This window comes from Photorhabdus namnaonensis, from assembly GCF_001684335.1.
In the GTDB taxonomy this organism is placed as follows: Bacteria; Pseudomonadota; Gammaproteobacteria; order Enterobacterales; family Enterobacteriaceae; genus Photorhabdus; species Photorhabdus namnaonensis.
Window position 1 is genome coordinate 69663 of record NZ_LOIC01000063.1, and the last position, 20833, is coordinate 90495.

Here is a 20833-nt window from a genome sequence, read left to right on the forward strand (position 1 = left end):
GCATAAATGTTTACTGTGTTTGTGTGTTCAACAGAATGGAGGAGTGGTGAAGCAAAGCGAGTTTAGACGGTGGCTGGAAGCTCAAGGCGTCGAAGTTTCAAATGGGACAAACCATCTGAAACTGAGATACCAGGGGAAACGAAGCATTATGCCGAGACACCCTAGCCAAGAGATCAAAGAGCCGCTGAGGAAAGCAATCATTAAGCAATTAGGATTGTGATAAAAACCCGCCTCGCAAGGGGCGGGTTCTCGCACAGGTTCATCATTAAAAATATGCGATATCCAGTCACACTAGAGCCAGTAGAAGAGGGCGGTTATTTCGTCTCATTCCCGGATATCCCCGAAGCTTTAACCCAGGGGGATACACGGGAAGAGGCGCTAGAGATGGCACTCGATGCGCTAATAACCGCTTTTGAATTTTACTTCGAAGATAATGAAAAAATCCCGCTTCCTGGCCCCGTAGGGCAGGATTATGTTGATGTGCCCTTAAGCGTGGCCTCTAAGGTGCTTATGCTCAATGCGTTTCTTGATTCCAAGTTAACGCAAATTGAATTAGCCAACCGTATGGGGGTGAAAAAGCAGGAAGTGACCCGTATCTTTGATTTACGGCACTCAACTAAAATTGATACGGTGGGTAAGGTCGCATCGGCTATCGGACATCAGTTAACTTTGTCCATTGAATGAAAATCACCATTAATTAACAGGCTGCGTTAATACGTGGCCTTTTTTATATCCTGATAAACTGCAACCAGATGCACACAGCACTGTTATCAATCAAACCAATACGTACCAGGTTAATAATGCGCGTACTAGGTTAATAATGCGGTATCAATCAACGCTACGGGTTCGTGTTCTGATAGTTTGAAACACATTATTGATTAATTATCTCGCCCGCAAAATATGCGGGCTGTTTTACATCTTCATAGAGCTATGAATACAATTCTGATATTAAAAGAATGGGCAATAAGTGTAATAAAAAACTGATAATTCAGCGTGTTATATTAGCTTAGTGATTTAAAAGTTGTCGTTACTTTTTCGGATATAGAAATAACTTATGTGATATCAGAATTGTTTGGTAAATCATTTCGGATGATTCGTTTGATAGGCTGCTTATTTTCGTCAAAATACCGACTGGGCCATATCTCAGCAGGTGTAACACCAATTTCCTGAGCAATCAGTAATTCCCCTTTAGGCCAGGGGCGCGTTAAAGCATTTGCTAATGTTGAAGAACTTAAACCGTGCTCTCTGGATAATGATGCCAGCGTTTTATTCTTCTTACGTATCGCAGCGATAATATCGGCGGTATGCCAGTCTTTTTTCATATTCCTGCTTACCTCTTTCCTCTTTGGTGGTGGCGATTCAAACAGGGTTCGCAGTACTGGGATTCATCAACCAGCGAGACGTTAGTCTCCCCTGCCTGAACCGCCATATAAGGTGCGATAGCAGGCACACTGGTAAACAATCTTTACCAGTGTTGATGAATCTCAAGGCTGCGACCCCTTGGCCATCGGATTTTGCCGATGGCGATACTACTTTAACCGATTGTATTATCTGACTCAAGAATCAAATAAATACCTTAGTGACGGTTTGTCTCACTGCGCTTATGACGAAATAAATGAACTTATGGCGAAAACGGCACTACACCGCACCCGCCTGCACGTTTTGGATCAAAAAAATTTTTCAGTTTTAAAATCCTACAAGGCAAACAGCCAGACTGCGCCAGCATTGGCAGTGCGAGAGAAGCCGTAAACTGAAATGATTGAAAAGATTTTCAGGAAATTTCAGTTTGTAGATCCAGGAAGGATCACGGCAGAAAGGTTAACACAATGATAGTAAGGAAATATTTCTATTTTACGTAAGAAGTAAGATCACGAAGATAAGCCGAAGGAAATTTCAAAACACAGTACTAGCGCGGTCTCGTGGCTATTAGAAAATTGAAATCGACTAAGTTAAGTAAATATATTTTCATTGGCAGAAAATTTTTTTCGCGTTTGGTTCGTTCGGTCAAAAAATAATCTTCCTTGTGTATGAATAATGGCACAACAGAGACATAAAAATTTTCTCAGGGGACAAAAAGGGGACACTGGTTAAAAGACATAAAAAAACCACTCTGGCTTGAGTGGTCTATCTATCTGTTTTTACAGAGAAAATCTGGTGGCCCCTACTGGACTTGAACCAGTGACCAAGCGATTATGAGTCGCCTGCTCTGACCAACTGAGCTAAGGGGCCGTTGGATGGAAAGGATTATACGTACAGTTTTGCTCGCGGTCTAGCTTTGTAAATTCGTATGATCGTTTTATGTTCAAAATTGCGTTTTTAGTAAGTAGTGAAAACGGGGAGTGATATATGTTAGTTGTTTTTATAGCCTATTTAACGTTTTTATCCGTCACTGAATTAATTTTTCAGAAGCGATTTTGAGTCATCTGGTTATATTAATTATTCCGATGAAAAGATATTTTATACATGATTATTTGAATGATAACTATATCCCTTTCATCCCTCTTTAATCACCAAATGGAAAACGACTTTTTTATCTATCGGCTGGAGAGAGTGTTAGTTGAGTGATATCAGAGAACCTGTGATGATATTTCTGCGTAAACACCACATTGTCATAGGATTTAAAAAGTATCTCCAATATAAAAGACAAAAGCGTCTACCGAAGCAGACGCTTTTTAGTCAGAATGAATAAAATTTCCAATTATTCATCAAGGAAGCTGCGTAGAACTTCAGAACGGCTTGGGTGACGTAGTTTACGTAGTGCTTTCGCCTCGATCTGGCGGATACGTTCACGGGTAACGTCAAACTGTTTACCAACTTCTTCCAACGTATGGTCAGTATTCATATCAATACCAAAACGCATACGCAGTACTTTTGCTTCACGCGCGGTCAGACCCGCTAAAACATCGTGGGTAGCTGAACGCAGGCTCTCTGAGGTTGCAGAATCCAGCGGCAGTTCCAGCGTTGTATCTTCAATAAAATCACCTAAATGTGAATCTTCATCATCACCAATTGGCGTTTCCATTGAGATAGGTTCTTTGGCTATTTTTAGTACCTTACGGATCTTGTCTTCCGGCATCAACATTCGTTCTGCCAGCTCTTCCGGCGTTGGTTCACGTCCCATCTCCTGCAACATTTGACGGGAAATTCGATTGAGTTTGTTGATTGTCTCAATCATATGAACGGGTATACGAATGGTACGAGCCTGGTCGGCAATCGAACGTGTAATTGCCTGACGTATCCACCATGTGGCGTAAGTTGAAAACTTGTAACCACGACGATATTCAAATTTATCAACCGCTTTCATCAGGCCAATGTTGCCTTCTTGAATTAGATCCAAGAATTGCAGGCCACGGTTGGTGTATTTTTTGGCAATTGAAATAACCAAACGTAAGTTGGCTTCAACCATCTCTTTTTTCGCTCGGCGAGCTTTTGCTTCACCGATGGACATACGACGGTTGATATCTTTTACCTGTTCAATGGTTAAACCAGTTTCTTCTTCAATCTGACGAAGTTTTTGCAGGCTGCGCTGTACTTCTTCTTCCACTTCAAGTAGTTTTTCAGACCACGGTTTGTTCATTGCTTTTGCAGCAGTAAACCAAATGTCGCTGGTTTCATTACCGGAGAACAGCGTGATGAAGTTCTTCTTCGGCATTTTGCACTGCTCAACACACATTTTCATGATTTGGCGTTCTTGAAGACGAACGCGATCCATCATAGAACGCATGTTGTTGACCAAATAGTCAAACTGCTTTGGCACCAGTCGGAACTGTTTGAAAACTTCTGAAAGTTTTAAAATTTCGGCCGCAGTATTTGGATGGTTACGACCGTTATCTTTAATTTCCTGACGGGTAATATCATACTGTTGTCGCAGTTCTTGGAATTTCTGGCGCGCTAATTCTGGATCGATGCTGTTGTCATCATCACTGTCACTATCGTCATCACTGTCTTCATCATCGTCGTCTTCATCATCAAGTTCTTCCTGTGGAAGCTCAGAACCAACGTGAGTAGCAGTAGGCGCAAGCTCTTCTTCTGCGTTTGGGTCAACGAAACCGGTAATGAGATCTGACAGGCGAGCTTCACCTGCTTCCACACGGTCATATTGTTCCAGTAAATAGGTGATTGCTTCAGGGTATTCAGCAACGGAGCACTGTACCTGATTGATGCCATCTTCAATGCGTTTAGCAATGTCAATTTCACCTTCCCGGGTCAATAGCTCAACGGTACCCATTTCACGCATGTACATACGTACCGGGTCGGTGGTGCGACCGATTTCAGATTCAACACTAGACAGGACTTGCGCAGCAGCTTCCACAGCGTCTTCATCTGTGTCGTTAGCGGTTTCTGCTAGCATCAGATCATCGGCATCAGGTGCTTCTTCCATTACCTGAATGCCCATGTCATTGATCATCTGGATGATATCTTCGATCTGATCGGAATCGACGATATCTTCCGGCAGATGGTCATTGACCTCAGCATAGGTCAGATAGCCTTGCTCCTTACCACGGGTGACAAGTAGCTTTAGCTGTGACTGCGGGTTTTGCTCCATAAGACGGTATCCACACTTCAGAGTATTTGGGTTGGTGTCGGTCGGCGAAACTAATCTGCCAACAATAACTTTTAAGGGCGTTTTCGTTATATTGCCGCTGCCCACTTATAGCGGCAAAATGTAGGGTTATTTCCCTACCAAATGCGGCACTTAAGCCGTGAATTCAGTGTTTACTTTCTGGCACGGGATTCATTAATCAAGCGAACTTCTTCGCGTTCTTCCGGTGTCAGGCCTTCAGTTCTTGCCCTGGCGATAAGAATGTCTAAACGTTCTTCTAACGCTGAATCAACGAGATGATCCAATGCGTCACGAAATGTATTTTCTGCTATTTCTTCTACTTGTATATCGTTCCATGTAGCTAATTTTTCAAGTTGTTTACTAAATTTATTATTACGATATTGCTCTAGCAGTTGTCCAGTTGTCAGCCCGGGCTGAGTAAGACAAACCTCCACAAGCTCCATAAATAATGGTAAGCCTGCGATTTTGGCCTGCATAATTCCCTGTAGGGGGGGAACTAAAGCGGCTAAGTGTGGGTTTTGTACCAACAGTCCTATAAGTATACGCATAGTTGTCGGTTTTAGCTGCGGCATCTGATAATTATTCCCACTTTCCAGACGCTGCGGTAATAAACGTTCCAACTGTACTGCATCAGGAATGCCTATCATATTGCCAAGTTCTTGTCTCATATAGAGACGCAAAGTTTCCCCAGGAATCTGGTTAATCAATGGTACAGAAAGTGAACTGAGTTTTGTTTTCCCTTCAGGACTACTCAGGTCAACTTGTGGCAGTAATGATTCAAACAGAAATTCAGACAATGTATGAGATTGTTCCATTCTTTGTTCAAACGCTTTTCGGCCTTCCTTACGGACTAGTGAATCAGGATCTTCGCCATCAGGCAAAAACATAAAACGTAACTGCCTACCATCATTCAGATAAGGTAGCGCTGTTTCCAATGCTCGCCATGCCGCATCACTCCCGGCTCTGTCGCCGTCGTAACAGCAGATGACGTTATCAGTAGCGCGAAAAAGTAATTGAATATGTTCCGATGTAGTGGAAGTACCTAGTGAGGCAACAGCATAATCAATACCAAACTGCGCTAGTGCTACCACATCCATATAACCTTCAACCACTAATAACCGTGAAAGGTCACTGTGATTTTGTTGTGCTTCATAGAGGCCGTATAGCTGACGGCCTTTATGGAAAATTTCAGTCTCTGGCGAGTTGAGATATTTTGGGAGTGCATCTCCCAGAACTCGCCCGCCAAATGCAATCACGCGCCCTCTGCGGTCACGGATCGGAAACATTATTCGTTCGCGGAAGCGGTCATAAGTACGGCCATTATCATTTGCGACCAGCATTCCGGCGTCGTTTAATTGTTGATGCTCTTCTGCATTATGAGCAAACCGTTTCAAGGTGTTATCCCAACCTGCGGGAGCGAAACCAATCGAGAAACGGTGGATAATTTCTTCACTAAGCCCACGCTGAGCCAGATATTGCTGGGCTTGTTGTGCTGCGGGAGTGTTTAATACATTTTGATAGAAGCTGTTAAGCTTATCCATCAGTTGATAAAGGTTTTGTCTTTGGTGACGTTCTATCTGACTGCTACTGGAACCTGCTTCATAAGGGACTTCCAGGCCATGCATAGCAGCTAATTCTTCGATGGATTCGACAAACTCAAGTCTGTCGTAATTCATCAGAAAATCGATGGCGTTGCCGTGAGCTCCGCAACCAAAACAATGATAAAATTGTTTATCGCCATTAACAGTAAACGAGGGTGTCTTTTCGTTATGAAATGGACAGCACGCGTGGTGATTTTTACCCTGTTTTTTAAGTGGCACACGAACATCGATTAGATCGATGATATCGGTACGAGCTAATAAATCATTGATAAATGCGCGCGGAATTCGTCCAGCCATAAGCCCTTTTACGCCTGTTGATGAACGACAATAAGCCGCGCTCCCTTTCGGAAAGCACGGCCTTTATCTGCAACTACTGTTGTCTGCAAATTCAATCACTATGCGGATCAACCGCAAGGATTAGTACAGACGAGTGCGGCGTGCGTTTTCACGAGCCAGCTTTTTAGCGTGACGTTTTACAGCAGAAGCTTTGGCGCGTTTACGTTCAGTCGTTGGTTTTTCATAGAATTCACGACGGCGAACTTCTGCTAATACACCTGCTTTTTCGCAGGAACGCTTAAAGCGACGCAATGCTACGTCGAATGGCTCGTTTTCACGTACTTTAATTACCGGCATGTGCCTCTCACCTCAATAGAAATCGGTCTTGCTGGCGTGGGATGCCAGCCATCTTAAAATGGTGCGGAATTTTACTTCAATGAACACGGCTTTGTAAAGCGCCGCCGCAAATTGAAACAATAACATTACGACGGTGATCTGCAAATCAGTTCCGTAATATTGACGATAACCACACAGGAGTTTTACGTAGAGGGCTGATTATAGACTAAGCAGCAAAAATAGTCAGCATGTAAGCCGCGCAAATTATCTTATTAATGATAAACTGGCTCTCTTCTGTGGAATATAGGTAGTGTAATGCGAGTCTTAGGTATAGAAACGTCTTGCGATGAAACCGGAATCGCAATTTATGACGACCAAGCCGGTTTATTGGCAAATCAATTATACAGTCAGATTAAACTGCATGCTGATTACGGTGGTGTCGTGCCTGAATTGGCTTCACGTGACCATATCCGCAAAACAGTACCTTTGATTCAAGCTGCTTTGAAAGAAGCGGGATTAACCCGTAAAGATATTGATGCGGTGGCTTATACGGCAGGTCCTGGTCTGGTTGGTGCGTTGTTGGTAGGGGCGACGATTGGCCGTTCTTTGGCGTTTGCCTGGGATGTTCCTGCGATTCCTGTCCATCATATGGAAGGGCATCTATTAGCTCCGATGTTGGAAGATAACAGCCCTGAATTCCCGTTTGTGGCTTTGCTGGTGTCTGGTGGTCATACACAGCTCATTAGTGTAACGGGTATTGGTAAGTATGAGCTGCTTGGTGAATCAATAGATGATGCCGCCGGTGAAGCATTTGATAAAACCGCTAAGTTACTGGGATTGGATTATCCTGGGGGGCCGGTACTCTCCAGGATGGCTCAGAAAGGAGAGGCTGGGCGTTTTGTATTTCCTCGTCCGATGACAGATCGTCCTGGGCTGGATTTCAGTTTTTCAGGATTGAAAACTTTTGCTGCTAATACTATTCATAGCAACAGCGATGATGAGCAGACTAGAGCGGATATTGCCCGTGCTTTTGAAGATGCGGTGGTTGATACATTAGCGATTAAATGTAAAAGAGCGCTTGAGCAGACTGGTTTCAAGCGATTGGTAATGGCAGGTGGTGTCAGCGCCAATCGTACATTGCGCACCAAGATGGAAGAGGTCATGGCAAAATTGGGTGGTGAAGTATTTTATGCGCGTCCTGAATTCTGTACAGATAACGGTGCCATGATTGCGCTTGCCGGTATGATTCGCCTAAAAGGAGAGGTGAGTGATTCACTTGGTGTGGCAGTCAAGGCCCGCTGGCCACTGTCGGAATTATCCGCATTATAAATCTTCTTGATATAATGAAAATAAAAGACCAGTAACTCAATGAGTTGCTGGTTTTTATCTGGCTCTGTTGTTGACCTTCTTTATCTTTGCTCTTTTTCTGTTCGGTTTTTTTCTTTTTCGGTCATCTCTTTTTTCTTTTTGAACTTGTTCCAAATACGACTTTCTTGGCCGCGCCACAGACGCTGGATATTATCATGGTGACGTAGTAGCACTAGACAGCAGAGCATGGCGACGGGAAAAGTAAATTCAGGTTTAAACCACCAGACATAGAACGGCGCTATCAAGGCACTGATAATTGCCCCTAAAGAGGAATAGCCGCTTAGTAATATAGTCAACAACCAGGTACCCATCATCAAACCTGTTAGATCCCAACCGATTACCGCGATAGCGCCAAAAGCGGTTGCGACACCCTTACCGCCTTTAAATTGGAAAAAGATCGGGTAAATATGACCGAGACAAGCCGCTATTGCTGTAATTCCTAAATAGAAAGGGGGAACATAGAGTTGATAAGCCAACCAGACGGGGATCATCCCTTTCAGAACATCACACATTAGTACTATTGCCGCAGTGCTGCGGCCACCAATCCGCAGTACATTTGTCGCGCCTGGGTTGCCTGAGCCATGTTGACGAGGATCAGGTAACCCAGCCAGACGACAAATAAGTATTGCGCTGGAGATTGAACCGCAAAGATACGCGAAGATGATCATACCAAGCGCGATAGCACTCATAATGTCTCCCCAATAATAATGGTCGTTTTCTTAGCCTAGTCATGGATAATACGCATATTTAGTCGGAAGTGGTATCCGACAAATTGAAAAACAGGAAAATGACGTGATGGATATCGTATTTATTGAGGAGTTAGTCGTGATTACCACAATTGGTGTTTACGACTGGGAACAGACCATTAAACAGAAGTTAGTGTTCGATATCGAAATGGGATGGGATAATAAACGAGCATCTTCCAGTGATAATGTCGAATATTGTCTGGATTATGCCAAAGTTAGCGAAGAGATTATCAGTCATGTAGAAAATCAGAATTTTGCTCTGGTTGAAAGAGTGGCTGAAGAGGTAGCGGATCTGCTGTTAAAACGCTTTAATGCGCCGTGGGTACGGATAAAAGTCAGTAAACCGGGCGCTGTCGCGCAAGCGCGTCAAGTTGGTGTTATTATTGAAAGAAAAAAATAATCTGATCAGTAGTGAATTCGGCTGCCATATTATTGTCATTGTTCTTACATAGACTGGCACGTAGTAGTGCCAGGCTTGATAATTATGTCAATTGATTAATGACAATGGGGATAATGGTAGCTGAGTTTATTCCATGCTACTTGTTTCGGATATTTATTAATGGGCGATTTCTCTATATGACTGACCTTTCTACCTTGTTTCATGCAGCTATTCTTGGTGTTGTTGAAGGGCTAACTGAATTTCTTCCTGTTTCCTCTACCGGCCATATGATTATCGTTGGCCATATGTTGGGATTTACTGGCGATAAAGCTGAAACATTTGAAGTTATTATCCAGCTTGGATCTATCCTTGCTGTGGTAGTGGTGTTTTGGCGTCGCTTATTTGGGCTCATTGGTATCCACTTTGGTGAAGTTCCCCACGAAGGTAAAACCAATGGCAAACTAAAACTGAGTCATATTATTTTAGCAATGTTACCTGCGGTGACTCTTGGGTTGCTGTTCCATGATGTTATCAAATCGCTGTTTAACCCACAAAGCGTGATGTACGCCTTGGTTATTGGCGGTGTGTTGTTGATTACAGCAGAAATCTTGAAACCTAAAACACCGAGAGCAGAAGGGCTGGATGATATTACTTATCGTCAGGCTTTTATGATTGGTTGCTTCCAGTGCTTGGCGTTGTGGCCGGGATTTTCTCGTTCAGGCGCGACAATTTCTGGAGGAATGCTGATGGGGGTTAATCGTTATACTGCGTCGGAATTCTCGTTTATTCTGGCTGTACCAATGATGATGGGGGCAAGTGGATTAGATTTATATAAGAGCCTACACTTTTTGAGCGCTTCTGATATCCCAATGTTTGCTGTCGGTTTTATTACTGCATTTGTTGTCGCGTTAGTCGCCATTAAAACGTTTCTGGCATTGATTAAACGTATATCTTTTATCCCATTTGCTATCTACCGCTTTATTGTGGCAGCCGCTGTCTACTGGGTATTTATGTAACGAATAGTTCCCCTGATATCAATTCGAAGATTGCCTAATGTTTGATATCAGGGGATGTTTTAGGTAACAGTATTACCTTGAACAGCATTGTTTTGAACAGTATTGTCTCGTTGTTTCCATTCTGCCAATGCGCGCTGACGTTGACGTCGTAGCTCATGACCAATGTCAGCGCCCCGTAACCCACTGTCTACAATGCTTTTCACCTGAACCTGACTAGAGATTTTGAATGCCTGTCGCAGATAATCACTTTGCGGATATGGTGTATCTTCAAAACCGGTACGACCCCGTGCATCGGCTTCACTAATGATAATCAATTGCTCTATTCGCTGAGGTTTACGCCATGCGTCAATGGCATCAAACAATTTAAGTAATGTTTTTGGCCGCAATTGAGCGACTGTATGCACTAAATCATGATATTGAGCAGCCAGTTTTGCCAAATCACGGGCAGAATTAGGAACGCGCAGACGTTGACACAATTGATCGACTAACTTAACGCCTGCTGGCCCATGTCCATAATGGTGAGGCCACTGTTCTGGCGGGGTCAGCCCTTTACCAAGATCATGACATAGAGCAGCAAAACGGCTATCGACTTCATCTGTTAATTCAGTCGCTACTTTCAGCACCATTAACGTATGAATACCGGTATCAATTTCAGGGTGCCACTTCTCTGGTGCAGGAACGCCAAACAAATTATCGATTTCAGGAAACAACACCGCCAATGCGCCACAATCACGTAAAACCTGAAAAAAGACCTGAGGGGAATGGGTAACAAGGGCTTTTTCGGTCTCTTTCCAGACACGTTCTGGTGTGAGTGCTGATAGCTCGCCGTTAATTGCCATATTTGACATTAATGCCCGTGTTTCTGGGGCGATAGTAAACCCTAAGTGGGAGAAACGAGCGGCAAAACGAGCCACTCGTAATACCCTTAGTGGATCTTCAAAGAAAGAATCAGAAACATGGCGTAAGATACGATTGTTTAAATCATCAACACCATGATAAGGATCGACAAGTTCACCCGTGGGTGTTTGAGCAATCGCATTAATTGTCAGATCACGGCGCTGCAAATCGTCTTCCAGTGTGACATCCGGTGCAGCATAACAAGTAAAACCGGTATATCCCTGGCCGGATTTTCTCTCGGTGCGTGCCAGTGCATATTCTTCGTGGGTTTTGGGATGCAGGAACACCGGGAAATCTTTGCCAACTTGCTGATATCCTTGGGATAGCAATTCTTCTGGCGTTCCACCTACAACAACCCAATCCCGCTCGTTTACAGGAAAATTTAGCAAGCGGTCACGTACTGCGCCGCCAACCAGATAGACTCTCACCTAATATGTTCCTTAAATCAACTCATCCAACGGTCATTACGCTTACGGCGTGGGAGCATATGTGGTAGTAATAACCCAAAGATTAAACCAGCGCCGGCAACACCACCACCGTACATAAACCATTGCAGAATGATATTGCGTTGTTTGTCGTCAAGTTGCAGATTTGCGGCATCGAGCTTTTTTTCTGCTACCGTCAGTTTGTTTTTTAATCTCTCATTCTCTTTTTTCAGTTCTGTAAGAATGTGACTGCTGTTGGCAACCTTCAGTTGCATGTCGGCAGTGCGTTGATTCCAGTTATTGTCTATATTGGCTAACTTATCCGTCAATGTTTTCACTTCTTGTTCTAACTCCGGCAGGCGGGTACGCAAGCTGGGTTTATTACTAAGCTGGTTAACTGGTAGCCAGACAAGACGGCCTTTATCATCTTTCACTTGAGCGTAATTACTATCCCGATTGATGCTTATCAACGTGACTGCATCACCGGCATTTAGTGTACCGGCTATACGGTATTGGTTACCCGGCCCGGCGTGTGTGTAGGTAGATAACTCATCAGATACATAGCGCTTTTCTTCCGCGTGGGTAGTCAGCGAAAAGCTTAGGCTCAATAGCGCCGTAAGAAGTAAATGTAATTTTCGCATTGTGATTTCAACTGTTCTTTATCTATGGTGAGTTTAGAATTTGATAGTAAAGAGTTAAGTTTGCTAGAGCAATCGGTAAACCAAAATGACACTTTTCTAATCGATTGAATACAGGGCTTGTTGTCTGTTGAACGAAACATTTCCTATTAATTACTATCATAACTTGCAGGAAAGAGAAATTTTAATTTTCTTTTTACTCATCGTGGAAAAAAGCGAAATCAAGGTAAGATGAAGGGCAAAGATTGTCATCAATGGTGCAGATATGAGTGTAGAAATTGAATTAAAACTTATCGCCAGACCACAAGCTATTCCTGCAATTCGTCAGCAGTTACTGTTATTTCCTCATGACTATTTTTCTCCCCAAAAATTGACCAATATCTATTTCGAGACGTCGGATAACCAACTGCGCGGTCTTGATATGGGATTGCGGATCCGTGGTTTTGATGACCAGTATGAGATGACGATCAAAACAGCCGGTAAGGTGGTTGGCGGGTTGCATCAGCGACCGGAATATAATGTGTCATTGGTAAAGCCGGAACTGGCATTGACGCTGTTTCCACAGCACATCTGGCCTGACAATTGTGATGTGGAAGTGTTGCAATCCCGTTTGAATGCGTTATTCAGTACTGACTTTATGCGTGAGAAGTGGGTGGTGACTTATGGACAAAGTGAGATTGAAGTGGTGCTCGATCAGGGAGAAATTATTGCCGCCAATCGTAAGGAGCCAATTTGTGAGTTTGAACTGGAGTTAAAGCAAGGAACTATAACCGATGTATTAGCATTGGCGGTTGAGTTGGCAAAATCAAACGGCTTGCGGCAAGGAAATAAAAGTAAAGCAGCTCGTGGTTATCAGTTGGCTCAGGGAAAACCAAAGGCAGTCTTACTTTCAACTCAGATAGAAATTGATGTGCAGCAGTCATTATCTTCGGTACTTACATCAATATTAGCCCATTGGCAGGAACAAGAGGAACGTTGGTTGGCTGGTTTATTGGATGGTAGGGATGGTTTAAAGCAAGTACTGACTTTGATTCAGCAAACGATCAAATATTCTTGTGAGCCGGAACAGTTGAATAACCAATTAGTTGCTATCAACCAGAAATTATTGGATACGGAAACAGAAGCTGAAACGCTATGTTATAGCTCGTTCTATTTGCAATGTAAGTTGGCACTGACTATGTGGTCAATAAATCTATGTGGTTAATAAATCTCTCCGCTTAAATAACAGGAATTCTCTATGTTGCCACTTTCAACCCCGCTTCTTACTCAGTTACAGCGTGTGACCGAACATTTTAAACAACTGATGTTAAGTGTTGAGCCTTTTGCTGTTGATGAGCTGGCGGTATTGTCACTGAGTGATTTTGTTGCTGAAAATCTGCAATCTCATCCTGAATGGTTAGCTGAGATCCGTCAGCATCCACCTGGAGCGCAGGAGTGGCATCAATATGCTGAATGGCTGCAACAATTACTCGCATCAGTAGAGGATGAAAATAACCTTATGCGGGTTTTACGCCAGTTTCGTAACAAGATTCTGGTGAGAATAGCTTGGTCGCAGGCATTGCGTAGCATTACGACGCAGGAGACATTACAACAACTCAGTATGTTGGCTGAAACGTTGATTATTGCGGCTCGTGACTGGTTATATCAGCGTTGTTGTCAGGATTGGGGAACCCCTTGTAATGAGCAGGGCGAGCCACAACCACTGTTAATTCTTGGTATGGGAAAACTCGGCGGCGGTGAGTTGAACTTCTCTTCTGATATTGATTTGATTTTTGTCTATCCTGAAAACGGTCTTACCCAAGATGGCCGCCGTGAAATGGATAACGCTCAGTTTTTTACCCGTTTGGGGCAGCGTCTTATCAAAGTGCTCGATCAGCAAACTGTGGATGGTTTTGTGTATCGGGTGGATATGCGTTTGCGCCCGTTCGGTGATAGTGGCCCATTGGTATTCAGTTTTGTTGCGCTGGAAGATTACTATCAAGAGCAGGGACGTGATTGGGAACGTTATGCGATGGTGAAAGCACGGATTATGGGTTCGTGCAACCAAGAGTATGGTGAAGAGCTGCGCCGGATGCTGAGACCGTTTGTCTTTCGCCGTTACATTGATTTCAGTGTGATTCAATCTCTGAGAAATATGAAAGGTATGATCGAACGGGAAGTGCGTCGCCGTGGCTTGAAAGACAATATCAAACTAGGCGCTGGTGGTATCCGTGAAATTGAATTTATCGCCCAGGTGTTCCAGCTTATTCGTGGTGGGCGTGAACTGTGTTTGCAATCTCAGGCATTGCTGCCAACTCTTCAAATATTAGCTCAGTTGGGGATTTTGCAACCATTGCAGGTGAAACAACTTGCTGACGGTTATCTCTTTTTGCGGAGGCTAGAAAATCTTTTACAGTCAATTAACGATCAACAAACTCAGATTCTGCCAGAAGATGAGTTGAATCGAGCACGACTGACGTGGGGAATGGGATTTGAAAGTTGGGATGTTCTGACAATTGAATTGAACAGCAAGATGGGGGCTGTTCGGGCTATTTTTACGCAATTAATTGGCGATGACAGCGATAATAGTGAAGAGGAACCTAGTCATGTGCCATTTAAAAGTCTGTGGCTGGAAGATCTCGAAAAAGAAGAGTTAATCATACTAGCTCCGCACTTGGATGAGGCGATTGCACAACAGATATTGCATATTATTTCTGTGTTTCGTCATGATGTGGGCAAAAGAACCATTGGTCCTCGAGGGCGTGATGTGCTCGACCATTTGATGCCACGTTTGTTGACTAAGGTTTGTTTGCGACAAGATGCCAATATCGTGCTAGAACGGGTCATTCCGTTGTTGCTAAGTATTGTCAGCCGTACAACTTACCTGGAGCTGATACTTGAATCGGAAGCTGTATTAACACATGTTATCCGGTTGTGTGCGGCTTCACCGATGATTGCGACTCAGCTTGCCTGTCACCCATTGTTATTGGATGAACTGCTTGATCCACAATTCCTGTATCAACCTTTGCCATTGAATGCTTACAAAGATGAATTGCGGCAATATTTGTTGCGGATACCTGAGGATGATGAAGAGCAGCAACTAGAGGCGCTCCGCCAGTTTAAGCAAGCGCAATTATTGAGGATTGCGGCGGAGGATATCACTGGCGTGCTGCCGGTGATGAAAGTCAGTGATCATCTCACTTACTTGGCAGAAGCGATTATTGAAGCAGTTGTTCAACAGGCGTGGGGAAAAATGGCAAAACGTTATGGTGTTCCATCACATCTGAGTCAGCGGCAAGGATTGGGATTTGCTGTGATTGGTTATGGCAAATTGGGTGGTTGGGAGTTGGGTTACAGCTCTGATCTTGATTTAGTTTTCCTGCTTGATTGTCCGGTGGATGTGATGACCGATGGCGATCGAGCGATTGATGCCCGGCAATTTTATTTGCGTCTTGCCCAACGAATTATGCACTTGTTCAGCGTTCGAACCTCCTCTGGCGTGTTGTATGACGTGGATGTCCGCCTGCGTCCTTCCGGGGAATCAGGCATGTTAGTCAGTACCATCGGCGCATTTGCAGATTATCAGCAGAATCAAGCGTGGACTTGGGAACATCAGGCGTTGGTACGTGCCCGTATGGTATTTGGTGATGAAAACTTGCATCGGGATTTTGAGCGGATACGTCATCAGACGCTATGTACGCAACGAGAACCCGCTTTGTTGCGTCAGCAGGTAAGGGAAATGCGAGAAAAGATGCATAAACATTTAGGCAGTCACCATTCAGATCAATTTGATATTAAAGCGGACCCGGGGGGGATCACCGATATCGAATTTATCGCTCAATATTTGGTGCTTCGTTATGCTGCTGAAAATGAGCGTTTGGTGCGTTGGTCGGATAATGTACGGATTTTCCAATTAATGGCGGCTTATGAAATTATGGATGAAGATGAGGCAGCCGCATTAACACAGGCTTACGTTTCTATGCGTGATGAATTACATCATTTGGCGTTACAGACGCTTTCCAGTCGAGTATCAACCCATTGTTTCAGTGAGCAACAGGAACGGGTGCGTCGTAGTTGGCAACAGTGGTTAGGTGAACAATAACGGTTTGGTGTAGGGATTTTACGGTCGTATGATAATATTTGGCACCAATTTGATATCTAATATTTGGAGCAAAGGTTGAAAATGACACTCCCGGATTTTCACTGCGCAGAGGTTTTAGTCGTCGGTGATGTTATGTTAGATCGCTACTGGTATGGGCCGACTAGCCGGATTTCGCCGGAAGCGCCGGTGCCTGTAGTAAAAGTAAATACTATTGAGGAACGTCCGGGAGGCGCAGCTAACGTTGCTATGAATATTGCGGCTCTTGGGGCAAATTCACATTTAATCGGTTTGACTGGGATTGATGACGCAGCACATGCTCTGAATGAGAGACTGCGCAGTGTTAAGGTGCGCTGTGATTTTGTTTCTGTTCCGACACATCCGACAATTACCAAACTGAGGGTGCTTTCCCGTAACCAGCAGTTAATTCGCTTAGATTTTGAAGAAGGTTTCGATAACGTCGATGCGCAGCCGATGTTTGAGCGTATTAGACAGGCGTTGCCCCATATTGGAGCATTAGTTTTATCTGACTACGCCAAAGGTGCGCTGAGTCAGGTTCAGGACATGATCAAATTGGCAAACGTTGCCAAAGTCCCGGTGTTGATCGATCCGAAAGGTAATGATTTTGAGCGTTATCGTGGGGCAACTTTACTCACGCCAAATCTGTCTGAATTTGAAGCGGTGGTGGGTCACTGCAAAGATGACAATGAATTAGTTGAGAAGGGAATTCAATTGGTTCGGGATTTGGATCTCCAGGCGTTACTGATTACCCGTTCTGAACAGGGGATGAGTCTGTTGAGTGCGGATCAACCGCCATTACATTTGCCTACGCAAGCGCAGGAAGTGTTTGATGTCACTGGTGCTGGCGATACGGTTATTGGTGTGTTGGCAACGGCGATTGCGGCTGGAAAGCCACTGAATGAAGCTTGTTTCTTGGCGAATGCTGCTGCGGGGGTTGTTGTTGGCAAACTGGGTACATCGACTGTTTCGCCGATTGAACTGGAGAATGCTATCCGTGGCCGTGCTGAAACGGGTTTTGGTGTGATGACCGAAGTTCAGCTTAAACAGGCTGTCGCTGATGCTCGCCAACGTGGTGAAAGGATTGTGATGACTAATGGCTGCTTTGATATTCTGCATGCGGGTCATGTCTCTTATCTGGAGAATGCCCGTAAACTGGGTGATCGGTTAATTGTTGCTGTTAACAGTGATGCATCGACTAAACGGCTGAAAGGTGAAAGCCGTCCTGTTAATCCACTAGAGCAACGTATGATTGTGTTATCTGCTCTGGGTGCTGTGGATTGGGTTGTACCGTTTGAAGAGGATACACCACAGAGATTGATTGCGGATGTTTTGCCGGATGTATTGGTAAAAGGGGGAGATTATAAACCGAAAGAAATTGCTGGCAGTAAAGAAGTTTGGGCTGTGGGCGGAGAAGTCAAAGTGCTGAACTTTGAAGATGGTATTTCAACAACCAATATCATCAAGGTGATTAAAAATCAGTAAATAATACTTTAGTTTGTCATTGAAAACAGCTAGAAGATATTACTGTATTGAGCGCTGTAGATTATTTATTTGACTATACCCGTCATCTTTCAAGCTGCCTCTTTGTTGGCTGCACTCACTCACCCCGGTCACATAGTTCTCTATGCTCCCGGGGATTCGCTCCCTTGCCGTCGCGATGCATCTTGAAATCCATAGGGTATATATTATTTGAATGAAAGCCGGGTAAGAGATGAAATCTTCCCGGTTATTTTTTATTTAATTTGTGTTGATTGAATGATATTTAACCATAAATAAATGGATATTTGTAATATCAGGTACGAGTAATTTAATTAACGGCATAAACATTATCAAAATATTATAATAATAATTCAAATTAACGTGATTTTATTATCTGGATCGGTGGAGGATTAATCTGATGAAATGTGATGTAACAGATATTTTTTTATCTTTATGGCATAAAATGCTGGTCACATAACGCTGGCTTATTCATAATGATTTCTGATGTAAATGATTCTTTAATGAAATATGTTATCTATAACTTTTACGTTTTAAAGTTAGTAGATAAACGGATAAATTTTTTACGCAGGAATAAGTTTTTATGCAAGGTAAGTTGATTTTATCTTCAATTTGTTTAGCTTCGGCAATATTAGCAGGGTGTGCAACTGAATCTTCTAATACCGTTCAAGTACAAAAAGTTAATTCTTACAATACCGTATATCAGGGGGTTCGTAGCCCAATTGCGATAGGTAAGTTTGAAAACCGTTCCAGTTATCAAAATGGGATTTTCTCTGATGGCGTTGATCGCCTTGGTAATCAATCTAAAACGATTTTAATTTCGCACTTACAGCAGACTGGACGCTTTACGGTGCTGGAACGCACCAATATGGCGGAACTGAAAGCGGAAGCAGGTTTACAAGGTAAATCGCAGAAGTTGAAAGGTGCTGCTTATGTTATTACCGGTGATGTGACTGAATTTGGCCGCAAAGAGGTGGGTGATCATCAATTATGGGGCCTGTTAGGACGTGGTAAATCACAGGTGGCTTATTCTAAAGTCACGCTGAATGTGGTGAATGTAGAAACTTCCGAAGTGGTTTTTTCTGTAGCGGGAGCAGGAGAATATAAATTATCCAACCGTGAAATTATCGGTTTCGGTGGCACTGCCAGCTATGATTCCACGCTGAATGGTAAAGTATTGGATCTGGCTATTCGTGAAGCGGTAAACCGTCTGGTTGAAAGTATTGAAACCGGTGCATGGAAGCCATCTAATTAATAAATATAGGGATATATGTTCATGATACTAATGAAAAAAGCGGGTTTATTGCTGGCGGCTATGGCTTTGGCGGGTTGTGCCACGCAGCCAAAAACAATTTATGAATGGGATAAATACCAACCTACAATTTATCAGTATTATCAGCAGGATAAGATGGGATTTGAAGAGCAGCTACAGGCTTTGCAGCAAGTCATTGAAAAGGCTAAAGCGAAGGATAAACCTGTACCGCCAGGTCTGCATGCACAGATTGGTCTGCTTTATAGTAAAACAGGTCGTGTTTCAGAAGCGTTCCATCAGTTTGAAATAGAGAAAAAATTGTTTCCTGAGTCAGCGTCATTTATGGACTTTTTATTAAGTAAAAATAAAGGAACTATGCAATGAACCGTATTCTCGTCACGTTAAGTCTATTGGCGGCATTTGTGCTGACAGGATGTAGTAAATCTGTTCCTTATGATTACACTGCATTTAAAGAAAGCAAACCAAAATCCATTCTGGTTCTGCCGGCGGTAAACAAATCTGTGGAAGTTAAAGCAGGGCACAGCCTAATTTCTCATGTGACATATCCATTGGCGGAATCTGGCTATTATGTCTTTCCGGTTGCTGTTGTGGAAGAGACATTTCAGCAAAATGGTGTAACAGCGGCACAGGATGTGCAGAATATCAGTTACAAAAAATTGCATGATATTTTCGGTGCAGATTCAGCGCTCTATTTGGATATTGAGGAATATGGTACGCAATATCAGATTATCAACAGCGATACTCGTGTAACGGCTTCCGCGAAGTTGGTGGATTTGCGTAGTGGCAAGCAACTGTGGCATGGTCGAGCAATGGCTTCATCAACTGAAAATCAAAACAGTTCGAATAGTCTTATTGGCATGTTGGTGTCAGCCGTAGTTTCACAAATCGCTGATACCATTATGGATAGAGGTCATGAAATCGCTGGCATTACAAGTAACCGCTTACTGACAGCTGGTGGTAGTCACAGTTTGCTGTATGGTCCACGTTCTGAGCATTACGGTAAGGAAAACCAACAGCATTAATCTCTAATAATAATGAGCAGATATCACATTCTGCTCATTATCACGGTTGTTTTTATGTATAGTAATAATTATTCTTCTTTTGCCGTGTTATCAGCAGATGGGGTATTTTTATTTTCAAACTTCGCTTCCAATTCACTTAAACGCTGTTCCATCGCGGTCAATTTTTCACGGGTACGTAACAGAACCTGAGTTTGAATATCAAATTCTTCACGATTCACTAAATCAAGCTTGCCAAGTTGGGATTGCAAAATCATCCGTAATTTTTTCTCTACATCACCACCAAACTCTTTAACCCCCTTTGGTAAAGAATCTTGGATCTGACGGGCAATTTGTTCAATTTTTTTGGGATCGAGCATGATGCATCCTTTTTGTGACATAAATAATTTCTGGATAGTGTAATACCAGATAGTAAAACCACAAGCCATTGTGAGCCAGGTTTCACATTTGATTTTGTTGATTGCCGCCGGCAAATATTAGCGTTATAGTTCACTAGCTTATCTCAGGGCGGGGTGAAAGTCCCCACCGGCGGTAACATTAGGCTATCTTATGGATGGTATAGTGAAGCCCGCGAGCGCTCCGTTTGTAGTTATCTTTATGATAAAGCGGAGGTCAGCAGATCCAGTGTAACTCTGGAGCCGACGGTGATAGTCCGGATGGGAGAGAATAACGGCATCTGTCGGGCTTTGTGCTCGTCTG

At 43.4% G+C, this 20833-nt stretch carries 19 protein-coding genes, 1 tRNA gene and 1 riboswitch; of the genes, 11 read left to right on the plus strand and 9 right to left on the minus strand.

Annotated features, from left to right (window positions below):
* Positions 1-46: 46 nt before the first annotated feature.
* Together Phpb_RS11425 and Phpb_RS11430 are read left to right on the plus strand one after the other, a co-directional pair.
* Positions 47-220 (plus strand): type II toxin-antitoxin system HicA family toxin, encoded by a 174-nt coding sequence (locus tag Phpb_RS11425; RefSeq protein ID WP_011147672.1) that lies wholly within the window; start codon positions 47-49, stop codon positions 218-220.
* Positions 221-273: 53 nt separating this feature from the next.
* Positions 274-684: a type II toxin-antitoxin system HicB family antitoxin gene (locus Phpb_RS11430; RefSeq protein WP_036808644.1), complete on the plus strand. Its 411-nt coding sequence runs from the start codon at positions 274-276 to the stop codon at positions 682-684.
* A gap of 368 nt (positions 685-1052) precedes the next feature.
* On the opposite strand, the gene Phpb_RS11435 is transcribed toward Phpb_RS11430, so the two are convergent.
* The 5 genes from Phpb_RS11435 to rpsU all read right to left on the minus strand — a co-directional run bounded on the left by Phpb_RS11435 (position 1053) and on the right by rpsU (position 6798).
* A complete protein-coding gene (locus tag Phpb_RS11435) occupies positions 1053-1322 on the minus strand; it encodes a helix-turn-helix domain-containing protein (protein ID WP_065390442.1) in 270 nt (89 codons plus the stop codon).
* A gap of 830 nt (positions 1323-2152) precedes the next feature.
* Positions 2153-2229: transfer RNA gene (locus Phpb_RS11440), tRNA-Ile, on the minus strand.
* Positions 2230-2698: 469 nt separating this feature from the next.
* Entirely contained in the window at positions 2699-4546 is a 1848-nt protein-coding gene (rpoD, locus tag Phpb_RS11445; RefSeq protein ID WP_065390443.1) for an RNA polymerase sigma factor RpoD, read from the minus strand.
* Positions 4547-4716: 170 nt separating this feature from the next.
* Entirely contained in the window at positions 4717-6462 is a 1746-nt protein-coding gene (dnaG, locus tag Phpb_RS11450; RefSeq protein ID WP_065390444.1) for a DNA primase, read from the minus strand.
* A 120-nt stretch (positions 6463-6582) separates the two neighbouring features.
* Positions 6583-6798 (minus strand): 30S ribosomal protein S21, encoded by a 216-nt coding sequence (gene rpsU, locus Phpb_RS11455; protein WP_001144069.1) that lies wholly within the window; start codon positions 6796-6798, stop codon positions 6583-6585.
* 294 nt (positions 6799-7092) lie between these two features.
* Between rpsU and tsaD the strand changes: the two genes are divergently transcribed.
* Positions 7093-8106 carry a tRNA (adenosine(37)-N6)-threonylcarbamoyltransferase complex transferase subunit TsaD gene (gene tsaD, locus Phpb_RS11460; protein WP_065390445.1) on the plus strand — a complete coding sequence of 338 codons (1014 nt, stop codon included), beginning with the start codon at positions 7093-7095 and terminating at the stop codon, positions 8104-8106.
* 80 nt (positions 8107-8186) lie between these two features.
* Here the strand turns inward: tsaD and plsY are convergent, their stop codons facing one another.
* Positions 8187-8834 (minus strand): glycerol-3-phosphate 1-O-acyltransferase PlsY, encoded by a 648-nt coding sequence (plsY, locus tag Phpb_RS11465; RefSeq protein ID WP_065390446.1) that lies wholly within the window; start codon positions 8832-8834, stop codon positions 8187-8189.
* A gap of 106 nt (positions 8835-8940) precedes the next feature.
* Here plsY and folB point away from each other — a divergent pair, with 106 nt between their 5' ends.
* The gene (gene folB / locus Phpb_RS11470) at positions 8941-9291 is read left to right on the plus strand and encodes a bifunctional dihydroneopterin aldolase/7,8-dihydroneopterin epimerase (protein ID WP_065390447.1); all 351 of its coding nucleotides are present in this window, start codon (positions 8941-8943) and stop codon (positions 9289-9291) included.
* Between the two features lie 176 nt (positions 9292-9467).
* Positions 9468-10286, plus strand: coding sequence for an undecaprenyl-diphosphate phosphatase (gene bacA, locus Phpb_RS11475; protein ID WP_046396997.1), 819 nt, complete (start codon positions 9468-9470; stop codon positions 10284-10286).
* A 59-nt stretch (positions 10287-10345) separates the two neighbouring features.
* On the opposite strand, the gene Phpb_RS11480 is transcribed toward bacA, so the two are convergent.
* Together Phpb_RS11480 and Phpb_RS11485 are read right to left on the minus strand one after the other, a co-directional pair.
* Positions 10346-11611, minus strand: a complete 1266-nt coding sequence (locus Phpb_RS11480) for a multifunctional CCA addition/repair protein (protein WP_065390448.1) — start codon at positions 11609-11611, stop codon at positions 10346-10348.
* Between the two features lie 17 nt (positions 11612-11628).
* Complete coding sequence (locus Phpb_RS11485) at positions 11629-12249, minus strand: TIGR04211 family SH3 domain-containing protein (protein ID WP_065390449.1); 621 nt, start codon at positions 12247-12249, stop codon at positions 11629-11631.
* Positions 12250-12511: 262 nt separating this feature from the next.
* Between Phpb_RS11485 and Phpb_RS11490 the strand changes: the two genes are divergently transcribed.
* From Phpb_RS11490 to Phpb_RS11515, 6 genes are all read left to right on the plus strand, one after another.
* Positions 12512-13450, plus strand: coding sequence for a CYTH domain-containing protein (locus Phpb_RS11490; RefSeq protein WP_065390450.1), 939 nt, complete (start codon positions 12512-12514; stop codon positions 13448-13450).
* A 33-nt stretch (positions 13451-13483) separates the two neighbouring features.
* Entirely contained in the window at positions 13484-16327 is a 2844-nt protein-coding gene (gene glnE / locus Phpb_RS11495) for a bifunctional [glutamate--ammonia ligase]-adenylyl-L-tyrosine phosphorylase/[glutamate--ammonia-ligase] adenylyltransferase (RefSeq protein WP_065390451.1), read from the plus strand.
* 75 nt (positions 16328-16402) lie between these two features.
* A complete protein-coding gene (gene hldE / locus Phpb_RS11500; protein WP_065390452.1) occupies positions 16403-17827 on the plus strand; it encodes a bifunctional D-glycero-beta-D-manno-heptose-7-phosphate kinase/D-glycero-beta-D-manno-heptose 1-phosphate adenylyltransferase HldE in 1425 nt (474 codons plus the stop codon).
* 598 nt (positions 17828-18425) lie between these two features.
* Complete coding sequence (locus Phpb_RS11505; RefSeq protein WP_046397001.1) at positions 18426-19097, plus strand: CsgG/HfaB family protein; 672 nt, start codon at positions 18426-18428, stop codon at positions 19095-19097.
* Between the two features lie 21 nt (positions 19098-19118).
* Entirely contained in the window at positions 19119-19478 is a 360-nt protein-coding gene (locus Phpb_RS11510; protein WP_065390453.1) for a DUF4810 domain-containing protein, read from the plus strand.
* On the plus strand, positions 19475-20137 hold the full coding sequence (locus tag Phpb_RS11515) for a DUF799 domain-containing protein (RefSeq protein ID WP_036808664.1): 663 nt from the start codon (positions 19475-19477) through the stop codon (positions 20135-20137). Before Phpb_RS11510 ends, Phpb_RS11515 begins: the two co-directional genes overlap by 4 nt.
* Positions 20138-20205: 68 nt before the next feature.
* Here the strand turns inward: Phpb_RS11515 and ubiK are convergent, their stop codons facing one another.
* Entirely contained in the window at positions 20206-20493 is a 288-nt protein-coding gene (gene ubiK / locus Phpb_RS11520; RefSeq protein WP_036778321.1) for a ubiquinone biosynthesis accessory factor UbiK, read from the minus strand.
* A 136-nt stretch (positions 20494-20629) separates the two neighbouring features.
* A riboswitch (FMN riboswitch) is annotated at positions 20630-20806 on the plus strand.
* Positions 20807-20833 lie beyond the last annotated feature (27 nt).